16 protein-coding genes and 1 tRNA gene are annotated in these 21,105 nt (G+C 40.4%); 2 read left to right on the forward strand and 15 right to left on the reverse strand.

The window, feature by feature from the left end; all coding sequences use genetic code 11:
- Nucleotides 1-17 precede the first annotated feature (17 nt).
- From T7867_RS19105 to rpsA, 7 genes are all read right to left on the reverse strand, one after another.
- Nucleotides 18-656, reverse strand: a complete 639-nt coding sequence (locus tag T7867_RS19105) for a c-type cytochrome (protein WP_245660227.1) — start codon at nucleotides 654-656, stop codon at nucleotides 18-20.
- Complete coding sequence (locus T7867_RS19110; protein ID WP_068220447.1) at nucleotides 649-1,182, reverse strand: DUF3341 domain-containing protein; 534 nt, start codon at nucleotides 1,180-1,182, stop codon at nucleotides 649-651. Before T7867_RS19110 ends, T7867_RS19105 begins: the two co-directional genes overlap by 8 nt.
- A gap of 2 nt (nucleotides 1,183-1,184) precedes the next feature.
- Nucleotides 1,185-2,549, reverse strand: coding sequence for an NrfD/PsrC family molybdoenzyme membrane anchor subunit (nrfD, locus tag T7867_RS19115; RefSeq protein WP_068220444.1), 1,365 nt, complete (start codon nucleotides 2,547-2,549; stop codon nucleotides 1,185-1,187).
- 16 nt (nucleotides 2,550-2,565) lie between these two features.
- Nucleotides 2,566-5,688 carry a TAT-variant-translocated molybdopterin oxidoreductase gene (locus tag T7867_RS19120; RefSeq protein WP_322299664.1) on the reverse strand — a complete coding sequence of 1,041 codons (3,123 nt, stop codon included), beginning with the start codon at nucleotides 5,686-5,688 and terminating at the stop codon, nucleotides 2,566-2,568.
- Between the two features lie 33 nt (nucleotides 5,689-5,721).
- Nucleotides 5,722-6,966 (reverse strand): cytochrome c3 family protein, encoded by a 1,245-nt coding sequence (locus T7867_RS19125; RefSeq protein ID WP_068220830.1) that lies wholly within the window; start codon nucleotides 6,964-6,966, stop codon nucleotides 5,722-5,724.
- A 994-nt stretch (nucleotides 6,967-7,960) separates the two neighbouring features.
- Nucleotides 7,961-8,031: transfer RNA gene (locus T7867_RS19130), tRNA-Cys, on the reverse strand.
- A gap of 114 nt (nucleotides 8,032-8,145) precedes the next feature.
- Nucleotides 8,146-10,095 (reverse strand): 30S ribosomal protein S1, encoded by a 1,950-nt coding sequence (gene rpsA, locus T7867_RS19135; RefSeq protein ID WP_068220438.1) that lies wholly within the window; start codon nucleotides 10,093-10,095, stop codon nucleotides 8,146-8,148.
- A gap of 652 nt (nucleotides 10,096-10,747) precedes the next feature.
- Between rpsA and T7867_RS19140 the strand changes: the two genes are divergently transcribed.
- Nucleotides 10,748-11,083: a zinc ribbon domain-containing protein YjdM gene (locus T7867_RS19140; RefSeq protein ID WP_273272448.1), complete on the forward strand. Its 336-nt coding sequence runs from the start codon at nucleotides 10,748-10,750 to the stop codon at nucleotides 11,081-11,083.
- A 110-nt stretch (nucleotides 11,084-11,193) separates the two neighbouring features.
- Here T7867_RS19140 and T7867_RS19145 read toward each other — a convergent pair whose 3' ends face one another.
- The 8 genes from T7867_RS19145 to tsaD form a co-directional block, all read right to left on the reverse strand.
- The gene (locus tag T7867_RS19145) at nucleotides 11,194-11,679 is read right to left on the reverse strand and encodes a hypothetical protein (protein ID WP_273272447.1); all 486 of its coding nucleotides are present in this window, start codon (nucleotides 11,677-11,679) and stop codon (nucleotides 11,194-11,196) included.
- A gap of 119 nt (nucleotides 11,680-11,798) precedes the next feature.
- Entirely contained in the window at nucleotides 11,799-12,449 is a 651-nt protein-coding gene (locus T7867_RS19150) for a hypothetical protein (protein WP_273512602.1), read from the reverse strand.
- A gap of 398 nt (nucleotides 12,450-12,847) precedes the next feature.
- Nucleotides 12,848-13,297, reverse strand: coding sequence for a hypothetical protein (locus T7867_RS19155; RefSeq protein WP_273272445.1), 450 nt, complete (start codon nucleotides 13,295-13,297; stop codon nucleotides 12,848-12,850).
- Between the two features lie 29 nt (nucleotides 13,298-13,326).
- Nucleotides 13,327-13,824, reverse strand: coding sequence for an HNH endonuclease (locus T7867_RS19160; protein WP_273272444.1), 498 nt, complete (start codon nucleotides 13,822-13,824; stop codon nucleotides 13,327-13,329).
- Nucleotides 13,825-13,827: 3 nt separating this feature from the next.
- Nucleotides 13,828-14,613 (reverse strand): C40 family peptidase, encoded by a 786-nt coding sequence (locus T7867_RS19165; protein WP_273272443.1) that lies wholly within the window; start codon nucleotides 14,611-14,613, stop codon nucleotides 13,828-13,830.
- Entirely contained in the window at nucleotides 14,613-15,083 is a 471-nt protein-coding gene (smpB, locus tag T7867_RS19170) for an SsrA-binding protein SmpB (protein ID WP_068220424.1), read from the reverse strand. Before smpB ends, T7867_RS19165 begins: the two co-directional genes overlap by 1 nt.
- Complete coding sequence (locus tag T7867_RS19175) at nucleotides 15,073-15,477, reverse strand: thioesterase family protein (RefSeq protein WP_273272442.1); 405 nt, start codon at nucleotides 15,475-15,477, stop codon at nucleotides 15,073-15,075. The genes smpB and T7867_RS19175 overlap by 11 nt, the downstream gene beginning before the upstream one ends.
- A gap of 34 nt (nucleotides 15,478-15,511) precedes the next feature.
- Nucleotides 15,512-16,525, reverse strand: coding sequence for a tRNA (adenosine(37)-N6)-threonylcarbamoyltransferase complex transferase subunit TsaD (tsaD, locus tag T7867_RS19180; RefSeq protein ID WP_273272441.1), 1,014 nt, complete (start codon nucleotides 16,523-16,525; stop codon nucleotides 15,512-15,514).
- A gap of 86 nt (nucleotides 16,526-16,611) precedes the next feature.
- Between tsaD and T7867_RS19185 the strand changes: the two genes are divergently transcribed.
- On the forward strand, nucleotides 16,612-21,081 hold the full coding sequence (locus T7867_RS19185) for a translocation/assembly module TamB domain-containing protein (RefSeq protein WP_322299665.1): 4,470 nt from the start codon (nucleotides 16,612-16,614) through the stop codon (nucleotides 21,079-21,081).
- Nucleotides 21,082-21,105: the final 24 nt, after the last annotated feature.

The following is a 21,105-nucleotide window of genomic DNA, read 5'->3' on the forward strand; positions in this document are numbered from 1 at the left end:
TCTTAAAAGTTTACCGGTTATTGTTGTTGTAATGTTTGAACGTAACGAGCAATTTTCCATCTCTTATCGGCACTCATCTGAGAACCGTGAGCTCCCATTCTTCTAATACCATGAGTGATAACATGGAAAATGTGACCTTGAGAAAGATTAGCTTGTGCTGGGGCAGTGTATGAAGGTACACCAGCATATGCAATACCGGCTTTACCATCTCCTTTACCACCTGCACCATGACAATGCTGACAGAATTGACTGTAAAGTCTTTGTCCTTCAGTGATGATCTCTGGAGTAGCTTCAAAAGGGTTTTCAATTAAAGCTGCCTCAGCAACATCGTCCTTACCAAGTCTGTAAGGCATTATGTCATGATTATTTCTTCTCACTGTACCTTCTACTGGTTGTCTGACATTTTGTGAGTGAGGATTGTTTATGTTGGAATTAAAAAATTCTCCTCTTTCATCCTCTCTATTACTCAACCAAGACCCAGCACTTTCGTCCTTGATTTGTGTCAAAGGCTCGTAAGGTACTGAATGATACATTTGAGGGGCATATTCCAAACCAGGGTTGTCTCCATTGGCAGTACAGCCAGAAAGAACCACCACTGCAATGGCCGGAATAATAACTTTCAATTTCTGAATCATATCTCTAGAAGGCTTATTCATCAACGTCTTTATTATTTACTTCAACAGCACCTGAATCTTTCAATAGTGCATTGATTGAGGCTACCTCTACAGCTCTGTTGGTGCCAAGATCGATAGCCATTACGTGCTTATCATCAGTAATTCTGATGTCCAAAAGCTTAGGGTCTTTCCAAGGCTTAAGATCGCTAGACACCAAGAAGGTACCCACCATACCAAAAGCAGCAAGTAATACAGTAAGCTCAAATGTTACAGGAACAAAGTCTGGAAGTGCAACATGGTTCTTACCACCAATAATCATTGGCCAGTCTACACCAAGCATCCAGATTTGCATTACCAAGGCCAATGTGGTACCTAAAGCACCGAACATAAAGGCAGCAATTGGCAATCTAGAGCGCTTATAGCCTAACTCTTCGTCAAGACCGTGCACCGGAAATGGGCTGTAAACCTCATGAATCTTTACACCAGCTCCACGAATCTTTCCTACTGCTTTCAACAATACATCTTCGTCATCAAAGATGCCTAGTACGAATTTTTTAGAGTCACTCATGATTACGCAGCAGTTTTTTCAGATGATGATTTCACAATACTTTTAACTTCAGCCATGTTAATTACTGGGAAGAACTTCGCGAAGAGGAAGAAACAAGTAAAGAACAATCCGAAGGTGAATAAATATACCCCTGCATCGTAAATGGTTGGGTAGAACATTGCCCATGAAGAAGGCAAGAAGTCTCTGTGTAGTGAGGTTACGATAATAACGAAACGCTCGAACCACATACCAATATTTACAATGATTGAAAGGATAAATGTAGCAGCAATGCTTGTTCTAATTTTCTTGAACCAGAAGAGCTGAGGTGAAATTACGTTACAAGTCATCATAGACCAGTAAGCCCACCAGTAAGGCCCTTGCATTCTATTATAGAAGGCATATTGTTCAGCTGGCACACCAGAGTACCATGCAATAAAGAACTCAGTGATGTAGGCAATACCTACAATTGAACCTGTAACAATAATTACAATGTTCATCAACTCAATGTGCTCAATAGTAATATAGTCTTGAAGTTTGAACACTGCTCTTGTTACCAACATCAACGTTAGTACCATGGCGAAACCTGAGAAGATTGCACCAGCAACGAAGTATGGAGGGAAGATAGTGGTGTGCCACCCAGGAATTACTGAAGTAGCAAAGTCAAACGATACAATGGTGTGTACAGAAAGTACAAGTGGAGTAGCTAAACCAGCAAGGATCAATGATACTGATTCGTATCTAGACCAAGTTTTAGCTGCACCATCCCAACCTAATGACAATGCACCATAAATTTTCTTTCTAATACCATCTGCTCTATCTCTGATGGTAGCAAAGTCAGGTACAAGACCCAAGTACCAGAACACCAATGAAACAGAGAAGTAAGTTGAGATAGCGAAAACGTCCCACAGAAGCGGAGAGTTAAAGTTTACCCACAACGAACCGAAAGTGTTAGGTAGTGGAAGTGCCCAATAAGCACCCAACCAAGGTCTCCCCATGTGAAGGATTGGGAACTGAGCCGCACAGATTACAGCGAAGATAGTCATCGCCTCTGACGCTCTGTTAATAGCCATTCTCCACTTCTGACGGAAGAGAAGAAGTACGGCAGAAATTAGGGTTCCTGCGTGACCAATACCAACCCACCAAACGAAGTTAGTAATGTCCCATGCCCAACCTACAGTTTTGTTCAGTCCCCACATTCCAATTCCTTCCCATACTGTAGCAACAACTGCCACGAGACCAATTAGAAGTGTTACAACTGATATACCAAAAGCCATCAACCAAAGCTTAGAAGGCTTGCCTTCTACCTGCTTACAGATGTCTTCGGTAACATCATGAACGGTCTTACCGCCAGTGATTAAAGGTTTTCTTACGGATGAAGTAACCTGCATGTTCTTTCGGTTTATATTATGCTTCTGTTGATTCTTTAACCTTGTTTCTGATTTTGGTCATGTACCAAATATTCGGATTCACATTTAGTTCTTCCAATACGTGGTATGCCCTTTCCTCATTAACAACTCTTTCGGTAGCCTTCTCGCCTTCTTTCTTCTCTTCGATCTGAAGTAGTTGAGAAATCTTAGACTTAGGATCGTTCAAGTCGCCAAAAGTGATTGCATCTGATGGACAAGCTGACTCACAAGCCATGTTGATTTCACCATCAACTGGTCTTCTACCTTCGCGCTTAGCAGCCAATTTACCTGACTGAATTCTCTGCACACACATAGAACACTTCTCCATCACCCCTCTCGCACGAACAGTTACGTCTGGGTTCAATACCATTTTACCCAAATCGTTGTTCATAGATAAGTTTTTGTCGAACTGAGTGTTATCGTGGTACTTGAACCAGTTGAATCTTCTCACTTTGTAAGGACAGTTGTTAGCACAATATCTTGTACCAATACATCTGTTGTAAGTCATCTGGTTAAGACCTTCAGTACTGTGCGTTGTTGCAGCCACAGGACAAACTGTCTCACATGGTGCATTATTACAGTGCTGACACATCATTGGTTGGAAAGTAACCTCAGGGTTAGCCGCAGCTTCTTCCAACTCCTTTTTATTTCCAGCAGGATTAGCAGCAGAATAATATCTGTCGATTCTAATCCAAGCCATTTCTCTTCTATTCAGAACTTCTTCCTTACCAACTACAGGAATGTTGTTTTCCGCTTGGCAAGCCACTGTACAGGCCGAACAACCAGTACAAGAGTTCATGTCGATGGTCATTGCCCAATGGTGGTTGTTGTACTCGTGACCAGACCAAAGGGTAATTTTTGAAGGCTTAACAAATTCACCTTCTTTATAGATATGCGGATGCCATCTACCTGCACCTGCATCTTTCTTATACTCATCTAGAGTTGCCTCTTGAATAACATTCTCACGACCCATATAGGTTTGGTGAGTTTGAGTTTGGGCAATTCTGTATGCTTTACCAGTAGTTGTTACCGAAACACCCGCTAACACATCCATAGTGTTGGCACCGTTCAGTTTTGTAATGAAAGGATAAGCGTTTACACCTACTCCATTACCAACCTTACCAGCTTTAGTTCTTCCATAACCTACTGCTAGACCTACAGTACCAGGAGCTTGACCAGGCTGAACCAAGACAGGCACTTCAATTGATTGATCACCTACCGTTAGGTTCACCAATTGAGTTTCGCCCTCAGTCATTTTGATACCTAATTCATTAGCCATAGCCAATGAAATGGTTAAGTAGTTATCCCAAGTAGCCTTAGAGATAGGATCTGACATTTCTTGCAACCATGGGTTGTTGGCCTGAGAGCCATCTCCCATACCAGACTTTTGGTAAAGTGCTAGTTGTAGTCCCGATCCTTGAGTTTTATAATTCTGACCTATGCTTGTTGCGGCTACTGATGCAGCTGCAAAATCATAGGTAAGTGCTTTCTCGCTTCCACCAAGTTCAACAATACCATCATATAAAGCTTTATCCCAGAAAGTCTGGAAGCTAGAAATTTCAGATTGTTGAGTGAAGTAAGATTCTTTCCAGTTGTTCTGAAGGTAAGTATAGTACTCAACTGTTTGCCCTGCCCATTTCAAGAAAGACTCTGGAGTCTGCCTAGTGCTGAACAATGGAGCAATAGATGGTTGAGATAAACTCAAGTGACCTTCTCTCAACTCAGCATCATTCCACTGCTCTAAGTAGTGGTGATCTGGAGCTACATACTTAACAGCAGCAGCCGTCTCATCCATTCTATCAGAAGTAGAAACAGTTAATGAAGCCTTGGCTAGCGCTGCAGTTAATGCAGAAGCTTCAGCAGAATTGTATAATGGATTACAGTTAAGGAATATAACTGCAGCTACTCTACCACCATTCAAGTCCTTCACAAAGTTAGACATTGCCATATCGTCTCCTTGACGATAGTTAACTGGTGCGGTAGTATCTATTGTAGTACCATAATTGCCAAGCATTGTATTAATACCATTAATCAATACTTGAACCGCAGGGTCGTTAGAACCACAAACTACTAGAGATTTTCCTCTGTTAGCCCAAAGCTCATTAGCTGCTGCTGTTAGGTGAGCAACATCACCTGCATTTCCTCCACTAACTTTTGATTGACCTGCCTTAGCCGCTATTGCATTGTACATTGCAGCAACTAAAGGACCAACCTGAGACGGAAGAATTGGAGTTCTATAATCGGCATTAGAGCCAGTCAAAGAAAGGTTAGACTCAAATTGATAGTGTCTAGACATCTCTCTGTGATGCTCATTAATTTTTCTTGTTTGAGCAAACTGCTTAGAGAATTCAATTGGAGAAATCCATGTACCTAAGAAGTCTGCACCTACACTCACTACAGTTTTAACCTTACTGAAGTCATAAGAAGGGATCATGGCAGCGCCAAAAGATCTTCTGTTTCCTTCCGTAATACCGTAAGAAGAAATAGGATCGTAAGTTATGTGTTCCGCAGTTGGGTACTTTGCAATAAACTCACCAACCGCCTTTTTAGTAGTAGGGCTTAATACCGTGTTACTAACTATTCTGATTCCTGAACCTTGAGCTTGAGCAGCAATTTTGTTCAGTTGAGAAGTAACTTCTTTATCAAGGGTAGCCCAGTCTGTTTCTGCACCATCTTTCATTGGCCCTACTAGTCTTTCTTTATCATATAAAGAAAGAACAGAAGCCTCAACTTGGGCAGAAGAACCACCTTTAGTAATAGAGCTATACTTGTTGCCTTCAACCTTAATTGGTCTACCTTCTCTGGTTTTCACAACAACACTAACTGCATCACCACCATTTACATAGGTAGAAGCATAGTAGTTAGGTACAGAAGGATCTACATCTACAGGTTTATTCAAGTAAGGAATAGCCTTTCTTACAGGAGCTTCACAAGCTGCTAAACTAGCTGCTGCGATACCAAAGCCCATAAGTTTAAGGAAGTCCCTTCTATTGCTAGACTCTCCACCGGTCTCGCTGATTGGAAGGTACTCTGGAAATTCAGATTCGTTTTTCTTCACGAAGTCAGCATCATTAGATAGCTGCTCGATCCCTTTCCAGTATGTTTTTTGATTTTCTTTCATTGTATATCAATCAGAAATCGCGAATTCAATTAATTAATAGTGGCACTTAGCACATTCCAAACCACCGATATCTTCAACATTCATTGGAGTACCAGAAGTCTTGTTATGTAGTTCTACCAATTTGTCGTAGTAACCATTGCCCTGAGTATTTAGGCTTGTATTTCTATGACAATCAATACACCATCCCATAGTAAGAGGAGCGTGTTGCTTAACAACTTCCATTTCCTGAATTTCACCATGACATGTCTGACACTCAATGCCACCTACCTTCACGTGTTGTGAGTGGTTAAAGTAAGCCAAGTCAGGTAGGTTGTGAATCCTTACCCACTCTATTGGTTTTCCACTCTCTTGAGCAGCATATAATTTTTGAATCTCCGGAGAGTCCGTTTTGATTTGGCTATGGCAATTCATACAAATATTCACTGAAGGAATGTTTGCTGACTTCCCAATTTCTACACCGGTGTGACAATACTGACAAGCAATCTCATACTCACCTGCGTGAATCTTATGAGAAAAAGCGATTGGCTGTTCTGGCTGATAACCTTGCTGAACACCAATAGTATAAAGACCATCAATAACATTCTTCGCTGCCAAGGCAATAACCAAGAATGTAATGATACCAATTACTGTAGGGCTCTTAACAAAAGCTGAGAAGCTGAATTTCTCATTTACTACATCCTTATCGGCCTCATCCAATCCTTCTTTATCCTGAAGGTATTTTTTGAGCACACCAATGATAATCACTAGTACTACCAAAATAAGAATGAGTACAACCACCAAGGCTGCAACAATGATGTTCAAATAGCTGGAAGGAATCCCTGAACCATCTCCTCCAGCAGCAGCACCATCACCTGTGGCAGCAACTTCTGGCATTGGAGGGTTCTCCTCAACATCTCTAACATAGGCTAGAATTGAAAGAATTTGCTCATCTTCCAGATCGTAAGGAGCCATTACCAACTGATTAAACTCATTGTAGAGTGCAGTGGCTTGAGGGTCTCCAGAAGCAATTAAAGCTTGTGAGTTTTTCACCCATGAGTAAATCCATTCAAGGTCTCTTCTATCGTATACTCCAGCCAGGGCCGGACCAACAAGTTTAGAGTCTACCTTGTGACAGGTATTACATTGATACTCATTAAACAGCTGCTCTCCCTGAGAGATTATCTCAGGATCTGTCGGAACAGCATCTCTTTGGGCGAAAACCTGCTTCCCAGAAAAAACAAAACAGCATACAAGAAAGAATGCTGTCGCATAACGGACAATGGTTGTTTTGGCTACCATGTAAAGTCTTTTTTTAATCACAGATTGTCTCAGTTGTAGAAACACGTGGCAAAGGTAGTATTGGAAGCCCTTATTTCAAATAAATTTTTACTGATGGAAACTTGATTTAAGAGTCTCTTAACACCCCTTTAACCATCTGGATAACAGTAATTTACTATACATGTTTCAGAAGATCAATTTATTTAGAATCAATTTAAATAACTCACTCAATGCAATAGAGTGAAACCTTTCCAAATCCGCCTATTTCAACTGTTAAGAGGGGCAGATATTCAAAGTTTTTATAGAAAATATTTCTAATTAAGCTAAGTATACTGTGCATGAATGACTTGACTTAAGAGAAACTCAACCCAATTAAAATCAGAAATCATGTAGGTTCATTAGCCAAAAAAACCTAGACCTACTTATTGCTGGGCGGAATTTACTTTCCATTTTATCATTACTGCTTTCTTAGATCACATAAACAACCCGTACAGTACTTTCTGAATAGAGACAGATCAACTAACCTTAAATAATTTTCAGAAAGAGCAACGCAATTAAACGGCAATTCTTTGGTGGAAGGACATAATCCAAAATCAAATTAAAACTTAGATGGAAAGGTTAACAACAGAGCAGATAGCAAACGTTTTCAATAGCAAAGAATGAAGACCCTTAACAGCTTGGAGTATGCTCCTTTGAAGGCGAGGCCATAAGCGGATTACTCGCTGTTTCAATAATTTTCTTTTCGTGCTCGCGAAGCTCTCCAGAACAATCGGGATCGCTTTCGAACCGCGCGGTCCTTTTCCACTCAAGAAGTCTGAAAACAAAAAAGCAACCTTTTTAGGGTTGCTTTTGGAATTGAGGCGCTGAGCGGATTGCTCGCTATGCTTTTAGTGTTTCAAAGGTGCTCGCGAAGCTATCTCGAACAATCGGGATAGCTTTCGAACCGCGCGGTTCTCATCCACTCAATGAGACTGTAAGCAAAAAAGCAACCCTTTGGGGGTTGCTTTTGGAATTGAGGCGCTGAGCGGATTCGAACCGCTGTACAAGGTTTTGCAGACCTCTGCCTAGCCACTCGGCCACAGCGCCATATTTTGGAAGCGCAAATTTAGGGATATTCATCAATTGCGCCAATAAAAGTTGAACTATGTCAAATAAAAAAGCATCCCGACCAAGCGGGATGCTTCTATATATTCAAAAAGATTAACCTTCAGCAGAGTCTTCTGACTCAGAAGCTTTCTTTTTAGCCTCTGCAGCCTTCTTCTCATTAGCTTTCTTGGTGTTATCTTCCATTTCAGCTTTAAGTGCAGAAAGTGCATCTAAATCACCAAGAGTAGCCTGCTCTACAGGAGCCATCTTAGCTTTAGGTGCTCCACCACCACTCTTCTTCTTAGGAGCTGGTTTCTCAGCAGCCTCAGGATTATGAATGTTAGTGTGAGACATTACAATTCTCTTATCGTCTTTAGAGAATTCTACTACAGAGAAGTCTAGAGTTTCTCCTACTTCTACCATAGAACCGTCTTCTTTCTTAAGGTTTCTGTTAGTTGCAACACCTTCAAGACCGTAAGGCAACTCAAGAGTAGCACCTTTATCGTTCTTAGAGATAACAGTAGACTTGTGAACAGAACCTGGAGTGAATACTGTTTCGAAAGTATCCCAAGGATTCTCTTCAAGCTGCTTGTGACCAAGAGCCAATCTTCTGTTTTCAATATCTAACTCAAGAACCTGAACTTCAAGCTCATCACCTACTTTCACGAATTCAGAAGGGTGCTTGATTTTCTTAGTCCAAGAAAGGTCAGAAACGTGTACCAAACCATCGATACCTTCTTCTAGCTCAATGAATAAACCGAAGTTAGTAAGGTTTCTTACTATACCTGTATGGTTAGTTCCAACACCGTACTTAGTCAATACATCAGACTTAGTCCAAGGATCTTCAGTCAATTGCTTGATACCAAGAGACATTTTTCTTTCCTCTCTATCAAGAGTCAATACTACTGCCTCTAGTTCGTCACCAATGCTGATGAAGTCTTGTGGATTTCTCAAGTGCTGAGACCAAGACATTTCAGAAACGTGGATTAGACCTTCAACACCAGGAAGAAGCTCTAGGAACGCACCGTAATCTGCAACGTTTACGATAGAACCTTTCACTTTAGAACCTACTTCGATAGTAGACTCTAATTTATCCCAAGGGTGCTCAGTCAATTGCTTCATACCCAATGAGATTCTCTTCTTATCATCATCAAAGTCAAGAACAACAACGTTCACTTTCTCGTCAAGGCTCAACACCTCAGACGGATCGTTGATTCTACCCCATGAGATATCAGTAATGTGAAGTAGACCATCAACACCACCAAGATCGATGAATACACCGAAGTTAGTCATGTTCTTGATCACACCTTCTAGTACCTGACCTTTCTCAAGGTTCTCAAGGATTTCAGCTTTTTGTTGCTCAAGATCTTTCTCGATCAATACTTTGTGAGATACTACAACGTTGTCGTTAGAGTAGTTGATTTTCACAACTTTAACCTCCATTTTCTTACCTACGAAAACATCGAAGTCTCTAATTGGCTTCACATCGATCTGTGAACCTGGAAGGAATGATTCTACACCGTAGATGTCCACGATCAAACCACCTTTGGTTCTTCTCTTCACGAAACCTTCAATTACTTTATCGTTATCTAGACCATCTTGGATAAGCTCCCATGCTCTAACGATTTTGGCTTTTCTTCTTGAAAGTACAAGCTGTCCAAGAGCATTTTCTTGCTCTTCGATATATACTTCAATTTGGTCACCAACTTTCAAATCTGGAGTATCTCTGAATTCAGAGGCACTTACCAAACCATCAGATTTGTAACCAATGTTCAACACAACGTCTCTGTCACCAATAGAAACAACAGTAGCCTTAATGGTCTGCTTTTCTTCGATAGAGTTCAAAGTGTCTTCATACATTGAAGCCAACTCTTCTTTTTTCTTTTTAGAGTAGCCCTCACCAAAACCTCTAGTTTCAAAATCTTCCCAGTTGAATTCTTCTGGTTGTTTAGCAGCCTTTGGTTTTGACTCTTTCGCAGTTTCTTTAGAAGCAGGCGCTTCAGCTGCGGCTTGAGGAGTAGCTTGTTCTTCTACTGCCTCAGGTGCTTTTTTTTCTTCTGACATGATATTATCGCTCTGTGATTACTCCATTTCGCTGCCCAGAGCGCTCAGCGAAGGATTTTTGTTCTACATTTCCAATTGCTCGGAACCGCCTCTTCTGAAACGGACTGCAAAGGTAAGGATTAATTTGATAATGAGGTAATTTGTTGACTTGATCGTGAAAGCGGAAAGCGAGAAGCCAGAAGCGGGAAGCGGAAAGTCAGAAGTCGGAAGTCGGAAGTCAGAAGCAGGAAGACAAAAGCAATAAGCACAAATACTACAAACAAACTAATAAAGTGCTGCCCCTTTAGGGGGCAGGGGTGGAAAAGTCAGAAGTCTGAAGACCGAAGATGGAAGCGAGAAGCAGGAAGCTTGACGCAGGAAGTCGAAGTCAGAAGTCCGAAGCTTGAAGTCGGAAGACGGAAGACGAATGGAATAAGCACAAATACTACAAAGAACCTAATAAAGTGCTGCCCCTTTAGGGGGTCAGGGGTCAAAAAGTAAGAAGTCCGAAGACGCAGGTCAGGGGGTGAAAAAATAAGAAGTCTGAAGCCCAGAGCAGTTTCTCTTACCTATCCTGAGAATAGTCGAAGGATCTAATACTATACTCTCAATTCTTAATCCTTCAATCTCATTCACTAAATTTCTCTAATTTCGCGCATTCAAATCTATAGCCATGTCCGAATTCCCTCCTTGTCCAGAATGTAAATCTTCCTATACCTACCCAACAGGACAATCACTTATGTGTCCAGAATGTGGTCATGAATGGAAACCGAGTGAAGAGTCTACGGAAGATGAGAATGTAGTAAAAGACTCCAATGGCAACATTCTTGTAGATGGTGACGCTGTGGTAGTAATCAAAGACTTACCCGTAAAAGGAGCTCCCAAACCTGTAAAAGCCGGCACCAAAGTAAAGAACATTAGGTTAGTGGATGGCGATCATAACATTGACTGCAAAATAGACGGCTTCGGCTCAATGGCTTTGAAGTCGGAGTTTGTGAGGAAGGCGTAAAGAGCGGAAAGCAGGGAGCGGGAAGCTAGAAGATAGGTACTCGCCAAAGGCAAGCACCAGGCACTGCGGCAGACAAGTGAGCACTAGATGGTAGTTAAGCTAACTTTATCCTATTGGCAATGATGGCTAGGGATTTCAAATAATATCGTCCTATTATCATATTCTACGAATAAAGTATCAGAATGAGCATTTTTGAATACTCTAAAAGGAGGGAAAAGATCATATAGATGGCATGGTCGTTCTTTTCCTGATGGAGTCCAAACTGTTTGAGACCTCAATTCAATACTATCACACAGACTCTTATCAAGAGGCTCTAAACCTGCTGATAAAAATAGTTTTTCATTCAATAACCAACCTCCTCTATTTGCATCATTAGAAATAGAAGTGGTATCAACCTTTGCCTTACATGATAAAAACTCTACTTCATTATTTTCATTAGAAAGCCCACAGGAACATAGTCCAAAAACGATGAGTAGATAAAAAAATCTTATTTTTTGAATACCCATTTTTTGTGTCTGTGAAAAACCTCTATTAGCCCCTAATGTAACAGGTAAGAACTCCAAAGCAGAAGCTCCTACCGAAACAGTTGCCCCCAATATTAACATTTACTTTCCTCTCTGGTCTTAGGTACTCGCCAAAGGTGGCACCATTTACAGTGTCATACAAGTAAGTACTAGTAGTAGTAGTTAAAACCAGCTGATAAACCAAAGCAAGATTAAAAACCAGGCATGGCCATGACAGGAGGATTACCTTCTAACCTAAACAAAGATTGGGGTAAAGTCATGGGTTCCACTAAAACAGCGATAGTTACAACATTATACTCTTCTCTTTCTGAGATATACTTCATGCTCAGAGCCCTGGTCTTTTCTATTACAAATCCCCAATTCCCAAAATTATGATTGGTAAATAGACTGGGGTCCATCTCAAACTGTTCATTGACAAAATAGGTTGTCTTCCCAGTCGATTCGACAACCTCGAACATCTTGCACTTGTAACCCAGTACCTCAGCTGTTTCATCTAAGAACCTAAAAGACATCACCTCAGTATCTTCAAAAGCACCATCTATCCAGTATAGAGTATCTGATTGAGCTGTTTTGTTATAAAGCCTGTTTTCTGAATGTATGTAAAGCTGAGACTCAAAGAACTCACCATTACTCAACAATTTGTAATCACCACCTTTTAGATAGTAAACATGATCTTCTCCCATAAAGGCAGTCATCTGATCATTACTTACATCCTTAATCTTGCTCTCATAAGAGACTTTATAGACTATTTTCCCCTCAAAACTTTGAGCGTTTATTGCTGAGCAATGTGCAATCGTCCACGCAAACAACGTAGCGACTAAGAGAAGCTTTACACGTTTCATTTTGAAGTGTTATAAATTCTGAAAGCTCAGATTCTCTAGTTTTGTTTTCAACCCGATGAAAAAAAACCAATTATTTTTCAAACAATCTGTTTTAACAAAACCATGCCTCCCACTTAAACACCAGTCAATATCCAACTATACATGCAGGAAAATGAGTTTCACCATAGAATCATGAATTGAACAGTATTGTGGAAAAATTTTCAAAGATGTGGCTCACTCTAGATAGACTCAACTAACAACTTATTGCAAACTCTACTAGTTCTCAATTGCAGTATAGACTCATATTAATGACTAAAAATAACAGAGCAAACATGTACTTTGGAAGGTAGTTACTCGCCAAAAGCAGCCACCAGTTGCTGCTGAAGACAAGTGAGAGCTAATAGAAATAAGAAAACCTTTCAATCAAAGTTAAAAGCCTCTCCAAGAATATTAGTTTCTGCATATAAACCGAAGTCCTTATTCTTAACAGTCAACCCAATAGTCATAGACATACCTTTATTGAACACTTTCATTGTATCGTAAAATAACTCAAACCGGCCATTCAGCCTAACATCGCCACAAGAGTTGGTATTTATAAAAAACTGCCCTTCATTCATATCAATTGAGTATTTACATTCATTTATGCCAAAATCAGAGGGAATAATAATTATTTCTTTTGAAGGGTCAATCACCATTGTTTGCGCAAACCAGGCAGACTTGGTTTTATCCGTACCACTAATATCAATTCCTTCATATTCAAGCACAAAAAGGCTCCAATTCCCTCCTAACTCCAACCTTTCATCTTTACAACCAGATGTCACAAGGCAGAAAGAGATTATAATTAACCAGATTTTTAGTGAATACTTCATCGCTTGCTCTCCCATAGCCATTCCATATCTCAATTAACCCCCAGATACTTTAACCATTCTTCGGAGGTGAAGCCACTGAAGTTTCTGACAAACATGATATAGGATGGCTTAAAAGGTTTAGCGGCCAAAGGCATCTGTGCTTCTTCAGGAGTTTTGTCGCCCTTTAGTGAATTACACTTTTTGCAGGCAGCCACCAGATTAGTCCAGGTAGATTTGCCTCCACGCGACTTAGGTAGCACATGGTCAATGGTGAGGTCTTTGCTCTTTCCGCAGTATTGGCACTTTTGTCTGTCGCGTTTGAAAACATTTTGGCGTGTAAGAATTACACTCTTAAAGGGAATAAAAATATACTTCTGAAGACGAATAACTGAGGGCATTGGGTGCTCTGCATCTATAGAGCGCAGTTTAGTTTCAGGGTCGTCATGAACCAGTTCAGCTTTTTGCAGATATAGTAGCAAGAAGGCTCTTTCTGCTGAACAAACAGATATTGGTGAATAGTCCTGATTCAATACCAATACCCGTCTCATACTCTATGTGATTATCCGTTTGAGTTTATAGAAATGATGAGTATACGCATTTTTCTCCACATTTCTGATTCCCTTCTCATCGAACTCATCAATACGAACTTTACCGGAAGCATGGATAATCCGGCCTTCATCCATCAGAATTCCTACATGGTTCATTTTGCCTTCAGCATTGGTAAAGAAAGCCAGATCGCCTCCTCTCCTATCTTCAAAGCTTATTTCTTTACCCTTCAAAATTTGTTGAGATGAATCTCTTGGCAGCTTATGACCTCCAGTTTTAAAAACCACTTGAGTGAAGCCGGAACAATCAATTCCAAAGGGTGACTTGCCTCCCCATAGATATGGCGTATTCAAATATTTAGTAGCCTGATTGAGCAAAGTTGTCACTCCCCATTTTTGATAAAGGGTTTTAGACATCCCATTGAAGGCCACGTTTTCTTCGTCTTTAAAAATAGGGTTATTCAGTAGTGGCAAAACAGAACCAGCTACTATATGATTGATCTGCTGTTTGAACAGAATTTTGGAAATCAAGTCTATACAAACCTTGTATTCTGTTTCGCTAATCTGGTCGAAGTATTCTTTAGAAATATGATGGTGTTGCTTCTTATCAATCCAGCCCTGATAATTGTCATAGGCGTTACTAATCTTGAGCCACTTCCTATCTTCAGACTCTTCTAAAACCACGTAATGTTCGCCAAAAAGTAATTGAGAAATCATTTCGGATGCATCGGAAGGCTTTGCCCTCATTGGCACCAAACTCAAGCGCTGAACACCGTAATCTATTGTATCCATTAGAACTTCATTCTTTGTAAATCGCGTTTCACATCTTTCTCTTTGATAGAATCGCGTTTATCGTGTATTTTTTTACCTCTTGCCAAAGCGATTTCTAATTTAGCAAAACCTCTTTCATTTATAAACAGCCTAGTCGGCACTATAGACATTCCTTTCTCTTCAGTCTTTGCCAGCAGTTTACTTAACTCTTTCTTATTGAGCAGTAGCTTTCTTTCTCGAGTCTGATCATGATTATAGTGGGTTCCTTGGGCATAAGGCGTAATGTGCATTTGTTTTACCCAAAGCTCCTCATTTCTGAAATAGCAATAAGCATCGGCCAAAGTGGCCTTACCTTCACGGATCGATTTTATTTCAGTTCCCATCAACTGCATACCCGCTACGTACTTGTCAATAAGCTCGTATTCATAGCTTGCACGCCTGTTTTTAATATTGATGCTGTTAGAAAACCTACTTTTATCTTTATTCGCCATCCTTCTCTAAACTACTGAATATCTCTTTTATCTTATTTTTTGGCAGAATCTTTTGTCCTGTTGAACCGATCGCTACCAGCCGATCTCCACATTTAACCTCAATCTCGCAAATGAGTTCATTTCTTTCGAAAGAACTAACCTTTGCTATGACCGAAATCTTCTGCCCTACCAAAGCTGGAGACCTGTGCGAAACATTTACAAAAGTACCAATACCTTCTTCATGATCTTCGGTCATTTCTAGTACGAATAAACGGCTAGACCATTCCATTTCGCGAGCCAAGGTAAATGTTGAACATACTGGATGAACCTCACCTGCCTCAAACTTGGCTACATCTTCACTCTTTACGGTGAAATGATGGGTTTTAATATCTCCTGGCTTAAAAATGTTTTTCATGTTTATCATAAACACCCACGATTGAAATCGTGGGCTAGAACTTCATTCTTGGTAATGCGCTTACACTTTGGTCTACAAATTCACCTTCTAAGAATTTATAATGGCCTGCCATGGCAATCATACCTGCATTGTCTGTACAATACTCAAAGGCGGGAATAAATACCTTCCAACCTTCTTCAACAGCCATTTCGGTGAGTCTATTTCTCAAACCACTATTGGCTGAAACTCCTCCCGCAATAGCTACCTGATTCACTCTATATCTACGAGCAGCTTTCCTTAGCTTTTGCAAAAGCATATTAATAAGAGTCTTCTGTATGCTTGCTGCTAAATCGGCTTTATTTTCTTCTATAAAGTTCTCATTTTCTTTGAGTTTGTCTCGCAAAAAATAAAGCACAGCAGTTTTAATTCCACTGAAAGAATAATTAAGACCAGCCATTTCAGACTCTGGGAATGAGAAAGCATCGGCATTGCCTTGCTGAGCCAGCTTATCTACCATTGGCCCTCCGGGATATCCCAAACCCATCATTTTAGCCACTTTATCGAAGGCTTCGCCCACAGCATCATCTTGTGTTTCTCCAACAACTTCCATATCCATAAAGCTTTTGACCAATACTATTTGAGTATGGCCTCCACTTACCGTAAGGCATAGAAATGGAAACTTCGGTTTAGGATCGTCAATGAAATGAGCCAAAATGTGCGCTTGCATATGGTTGACTTCAATCAGTGGAACATCTAAAGCCAAAGCCAGTCCTTTCGCAAAGGAAGCCCCTACTAAAAGTGCCCCCATAAGACCTGGGCCACGAGTAAAAGCTACAGCACTAATTTCTTCTGGAGAAATGGCAGCATTTTTGAGCGCTTGATCTACTACTGGCACTATATTTTGCTGGTGAGCGCGGCTTGCCAATTCTGGCACCACACCTCCATAATTTTCATGCACCGATTGCGTTGCGACTATATTATTGAGTACTTTGCCATTGACTGCCAAAGCCGCAGATGTCTCGTCACAAGATGATTCGATGGCCAGGATTTTGATATCAGAGGAAGGCATTGAAGGAGAATATTAAAAGATCGCAAGTTATTAAAAAACGGATTGTCAAATCAATCCTTTGGATCATAGCCTCCCCATTTATCTTATTGGCATTAGTTGCGCTACTCATTAACCTACCGCCAATTCAGAATTATGTAATAGACAAAGCCACTACTTACCTCACGGAGGGAACGGGCTATAGAACTGAAATCGGCTACGCTAACATCAAGTGGTTCAACTCGATAGCTTTAGATGACACCAGAATTTACGATGAAAATGGAGTGACCATGATTGGCATTGATGAGTTGGCTCTTTCCTTTTCCATCAGCGATATTCTGGGTAAAAAAAATATTAAAACTAAAGAGGCTTGGCTCAATGGAGCAGATGTAAACCTGAGAAATCATGCCAGTGGCGGACTGAATATTGACGAATGGGCCGATAGAATTTCAGCACTTTTAGCATCTGAAAACACCCAACCTGGGGAACCAAGTATGTTTTCTATCGATCAAATAACACTGATCAATTCGAAATTCAGTATTTCTGACAGTAGAAAGGATAGTATAAAAGATGGTTTCGACTACAATCACTTTCAACTACTAGACCTTAATGCGGACCTACTCAACCTTAAAACAGTCAGAGACACATTTCAGATTGACGTAAAACAACTCAGGACGAGAGATTCAGTTTCTGGCCTCAGCATCGACAACCTAGAAACCTTCTTCAGAAACTCTAGGCATGGTTTAACCTTCTTCGATTTAGACCTTCAAATGGGTAAAACCCACATCAAAGACTTTGTAGAGTTAAAACGCGATAAACCGAGTCAAATGGCTTCTTTTATAGATAGCGTTGCTATAAGGGCCGACTTTGACAACACCATTATTCACACCAATGAGTTGAGCTATTTTGTACCAGAACTAAAAAAATACGATCAGGCAGTAGACATTTCAGGGCTATTTCAAGGAACAGTTAATCGTTTTTACTCCGATAATTTCGCCATTGCCTTTGGCAACGATTCTCGGTTTAAAGGCTCCATTGATATTGAAGGCTTACCGAATATCAACCAAACTATATTCAGTTTAAACCTGCGAGAGTCTACACTTAAAGCCACAGACCTGCGGCAATACATGGGTCAGCAGACATTCCGAATTTCCAACAAATTTGGCCTGATTAAAATGTCTGGCAACTTTGATGGGCTACTTAACAACTTTGTGGCCGATGGAATTTTCGACACCCGAATGGGGCATATCGAATCGAACATTAAGATTGAAATTGAGGACAATGAATTGCCGCAATATTCTGGTGAACTTTTCCTCAAAAACTTTGAATTAGGCCGATTCACGGAAGTCTCTAACTTTCAAAGGGTAGATTTAGATGGAAGCTTAGCAGGCAAGGGCTTTACACTTGAAACTGCCAACTTTCAACTAGATGCGCTTATTCCAAAGGTTGGCATTAATGGCTACAACTATACCAACATTGAAACTGATGGTACTTTTGCTGAATCGTTTTTCAATGGACAGGTAGATGTTAATGACCCCATGTTTAAACTCTTTGCCACAGGGTCTGTAGATTTAAGAGACAACAATAAAATCTTCAAACTTCGCGGTCGACTCGACACAGCCTTGCTAAAAGAAGTGAAACTGACAGAAGAAGACATGGAGCTTTCTACTAGCTTCGACCTAGACATCAGTGGCCTAAAACTCGATAGTATTCAAGGGAAAATAGACCTCACCGAAACTTTCTACAGATATGAAAGCCAAAGTATTGACTTAGACTCAGTTTACTTTGGTGCATCTAGAGGAGCCACAGGTAGAAAATTAACCGTCTCCTCCGATTTATTTTATGCAGATTTCAATGGCGATTTCGAGTTTTCAGAAATTTCGCGTGAGCTCTCCAACATTAGCGAACAGTACAGACTTCAGTTCTCCTCTAGAAGTGATGAGGTAGCTCAATTCATTCGTAGAAACCCTAGAACGAGTAATAACTTCAACATGAACTATCAGTTTGAGTTGTACGACATTACCCCACTCATTCACATATTTGATAGCACAATATATGTATCTAAAAACACCAACATTGATGGGCGTTTCACCAATGAGAACAATGAATCGATAGTACTTAATACTAAGATCGACACCGTACAATTCGGCAAAATCAACTTCTATGACAATGAGATAAACATTAACGCCACTAATATTCGAGACCAAGAGAAAGTGCTTGCCTTAGGTTACATTTCTAGTGAAAAACAGGTTTACGCCAATTCTACAGAAACAGATAAAATGGTTTTTGAAGCTGTTTGGGACGGAACACACATGGACTTACGCCAAAACGTAACACAGCTAAGCAGTGGTAATTATGCTGAAATAGGTGCCGACTTAAACTTTTTCCCAGACCGAACCGAACTGCGTTTTGGTAATTCCAACATTACCATTCTGGAAGAGACCTGGCAAATCACTGACAACAACGTGGTAGTATTCGGAGATGAAAAAATAACCATAGAAAACCTCAGTGTTTTCAACACAGACCAATCCATCAGTTTTGACGGAAATATTGCTATTGCCCAAGATACCGCTCAAAGCTTATCAATAGAGTTTCAAGAGGTAGAGGTAGCCAATATTAACCCGCTGGCTAATGAGTCTTATACTGGAAGGGTGAATGGCTCTATTCAGGCACAAAACCTTTACTACAACCCGTTAATCTTTGGAGACCTATCAATTGAAGAGTTTAGAATCAACAATTTCTTGGTGGGTGATTTAGAAGGAAGTATGAGCTGGAACGATTATCGAGAACGTTTTGACATAGATTTTGATGTAGATCGACTGGGCAGAAATACTATTTCCATGACGGGCGCCTTCTACCCCTCTAGAGATGAAGAGCAACTAAACATAGATTTACTGTTAAATGAGGCCAACATCAATATTGCCGAGCCTTATATAGATGATTACTTCTCCGAATTAGGAGGTTTTATAGATGGCAGATATAAAATTACAGGTAACACCAATGCACCAGTAATGAAGGGGCAGGGAGCCATCAAAAATGGCCAAATGAAGATCAATTACCTCAATACAAAATACAGCTTTAATGGAGATGTTGATTTTCAAGAAAGATACATTTCACTTGAAAACCTTCAATTCTTAGACGCAAGAAGTAGACAAGCCCAATTTAGTGGAAGAGTCAGTCACAACTATTTCAGAGACTTCAGGCTTGACTTGATTGGTCAACTGAATCAGTTCCAAGTACTAAACACCAATCAAGATGTTGGAGATGTATATTATGGAGGCGCCTACGCAACAGGCCAAGTCTCTTTAACAGGAGAAGCTTCTAACCTCACCATATCTGCTAATGTAAGAACGGAAGCCGACACTAAAATCTACATTCCAATTACTGAAGAAATTGAAGACAACGATGTCCCCGAATATATAACGTTCGTAGACCGAACTGTTCAAGACACCACTTCTACCGAAAACATCATAGATTTAGATGAGGTAAACAAGATTAAGATAGAAGGGCTAAAACTAGACCTTGATATTGAGGTAACACCAGACGCTTATGTTGAAATAATTATAGACCCAAAGACTGGTGATATTATTAGAGGGCGTGGAGAAGGGCAGTTAAGACTTTTGATCGATACACAGGGAGAATTCCAGATGACTGGTGACTTAGACATTACTGAAGGAGCCTACAACTTTTCACTTTACAACCTCATAACCAAAGAATTTGATATAGAACAACCGAGCACCATCACTTGGTATGGAGACCCGTATGAGGCTATTGTAGACATTAAGGGTTCGTACAATCAAAGTACCTCAATTGCTCCACTTTTAGTTGATGCTGGTTTTGTAGAAACCAATGAAGATGGTAGCTCATCGGCCTCATCCAGAAGAATTCCAACCAAAGTCTTATTGTTCCTCACTGGCCCAATGCTTTCCCCTGAGATCAGCTTTGATATAGACTTTAGCGAAGCCAACATTAACGACTATAATGTAACTACCGCCTTAAATGCATTTGAAGCAAGAATAAACGGAGATGAACAGGAGTTGAACCGTCAGGTTTTAAGTTTAATTGTACTCAATAACTTTCAAGCACAAGGAGGTTTGACAGTGGGCGGAAGATCTTCTACCCAAAACGTAAGCCAGTTACTTTCTAATCAGTTGAGCCAGCTAGTCGCGCAATTAGATGAGAATCTGGAGGTGAATTTTGACCTCGCAGATTTAGACGAAAATAGCTTCAACACCTTCCGCTTAAGGCTAAGTTACACATTCCTCAATGGTCGACTAAGAGTTACGCGAGAAGGTGGTATTAGCGGCCTGCAAGATATTAACAGTATTGCTGGTGATTGGACAGCCGAATACCTCCTCACACCTGATGGAAAGTACAAGGTGCGAGTTTATTCACAAACCAATTACGATTTGGCCAATTTGGCGGTTAACAGAAACGCCACCAACCAAACCACAGGAGCCAGCATTTCGCAAACCACCAGCTTCAACACGCTAAAGGAATTTTTTCAGGGAGTGAATAGAAAACGTCAAGAAAGACAAAGTGATAATTCTAAAGAGAATAATTCGGGAGGATCGAACTAAATCAGATGGCGATAGTTTGGTTTA

Source organism: Roseivirga spongicola (genome assembly GCF_034376045.1).
Classification (GTDB): domain Bacteria; phylum Bacteroidota; class Bacteroidia; order Cytophagales; family Cyclobacteriaceae; genus Roseivirga; species Roseivirga spongicola.

Coding starts and splice junctions, on each gene's coding strand:
- rpsA (WP_068220438.1), bottom strand. CDS start 10,095: ATGTCAGAAGAAAAAAAAGCACCTGAGGCAGTAGAAGAACAAGCTACT.
- T7867_RS19160 (WP_273272444.1), bottom strand. CDS start 13,824: ATGAGACGGGTATTGGTATTGAATCAGGACTATTCACCAATATCTGTT.
- T7867_RS19140 (WP_273272448.1), top strand. CDS start 10,748: ATGTCCGAATTCCCTCCTTGTCCAGAATGTAAATCTTCCTATACCTAC.
- T7867_RS19120 (WP_322299664.1), bottom strand. CDS start 5,688: ATGAAAGAAAATCAAAAAACATACTGGAAAGGGATCGAGCAGCTATCT.
- T7867_RS19125 (WP_068220830.1), bottom strand. CDS start 6,966: ATGGTAGCCAAAACAACCATTGTCCGTTATGCGACAGCATTCTTTCTT.
- T7867_RS19110 (WP_068220447.1), bottom strand. CDS start 1,182: ATGAGTGACTCTAAAAAATTCGTACTAGGCATCTTTGATGACGAAGAT.
- T7867_RS19165 (WP_273272443.1), bottom strand. CDS start 14,613: ATGGATACAATAGATTACGGTGTTCAGCGCTTGAGTTTGGTGCCAATG.
- T7867_RS19155 (WP_273272445.1), bottom strand. CDS start 13,297: ATGAAGTATTCACTAAAAATCTGGTTAATTATAATCTCTTTCTGCCTT.
- T7867_RS19105 (WP_245660227.1), bottom strand. CDS start 656: ATGAATAAGCCTTCTAGAGATATGATTCAGAAATTGAAAGTTATTATT.
- nrfD (WP_068220444.1), bottom strand. CDS start 2,549: ATGCAGGTTACTTCATCCGTAAGAAAACCTTTAATCACTGGCGGTAAG.
- T7867_RS19175 (WP_273272442.1), bottom strand. CDS start 15,477: ATGAAAAACATTTTTAAGCCAGGAGATATTAAAACCCATCATTTCACC.
- tsaD (WP_273272441.1), bottom strand. CDS start 16,525: ATGCCTTCCTCTGATATCAAAATCCTGGCCATCGAATCATCTTGTGAC.
- T7867_RS19150 (WP_273512602.1), bottom strand. CDS start 12,449: ATGAAACGTGTAAAGCTTCTCTTAGTCGCTACGTTGTTTGCGTGGACG.
- smpB (WP_068220424.1), bottom strand. CDS start 15,083: ATGGCGAATAAAGATAAAAGTAGGTTTTCTAACAGCATCAATATTAAA.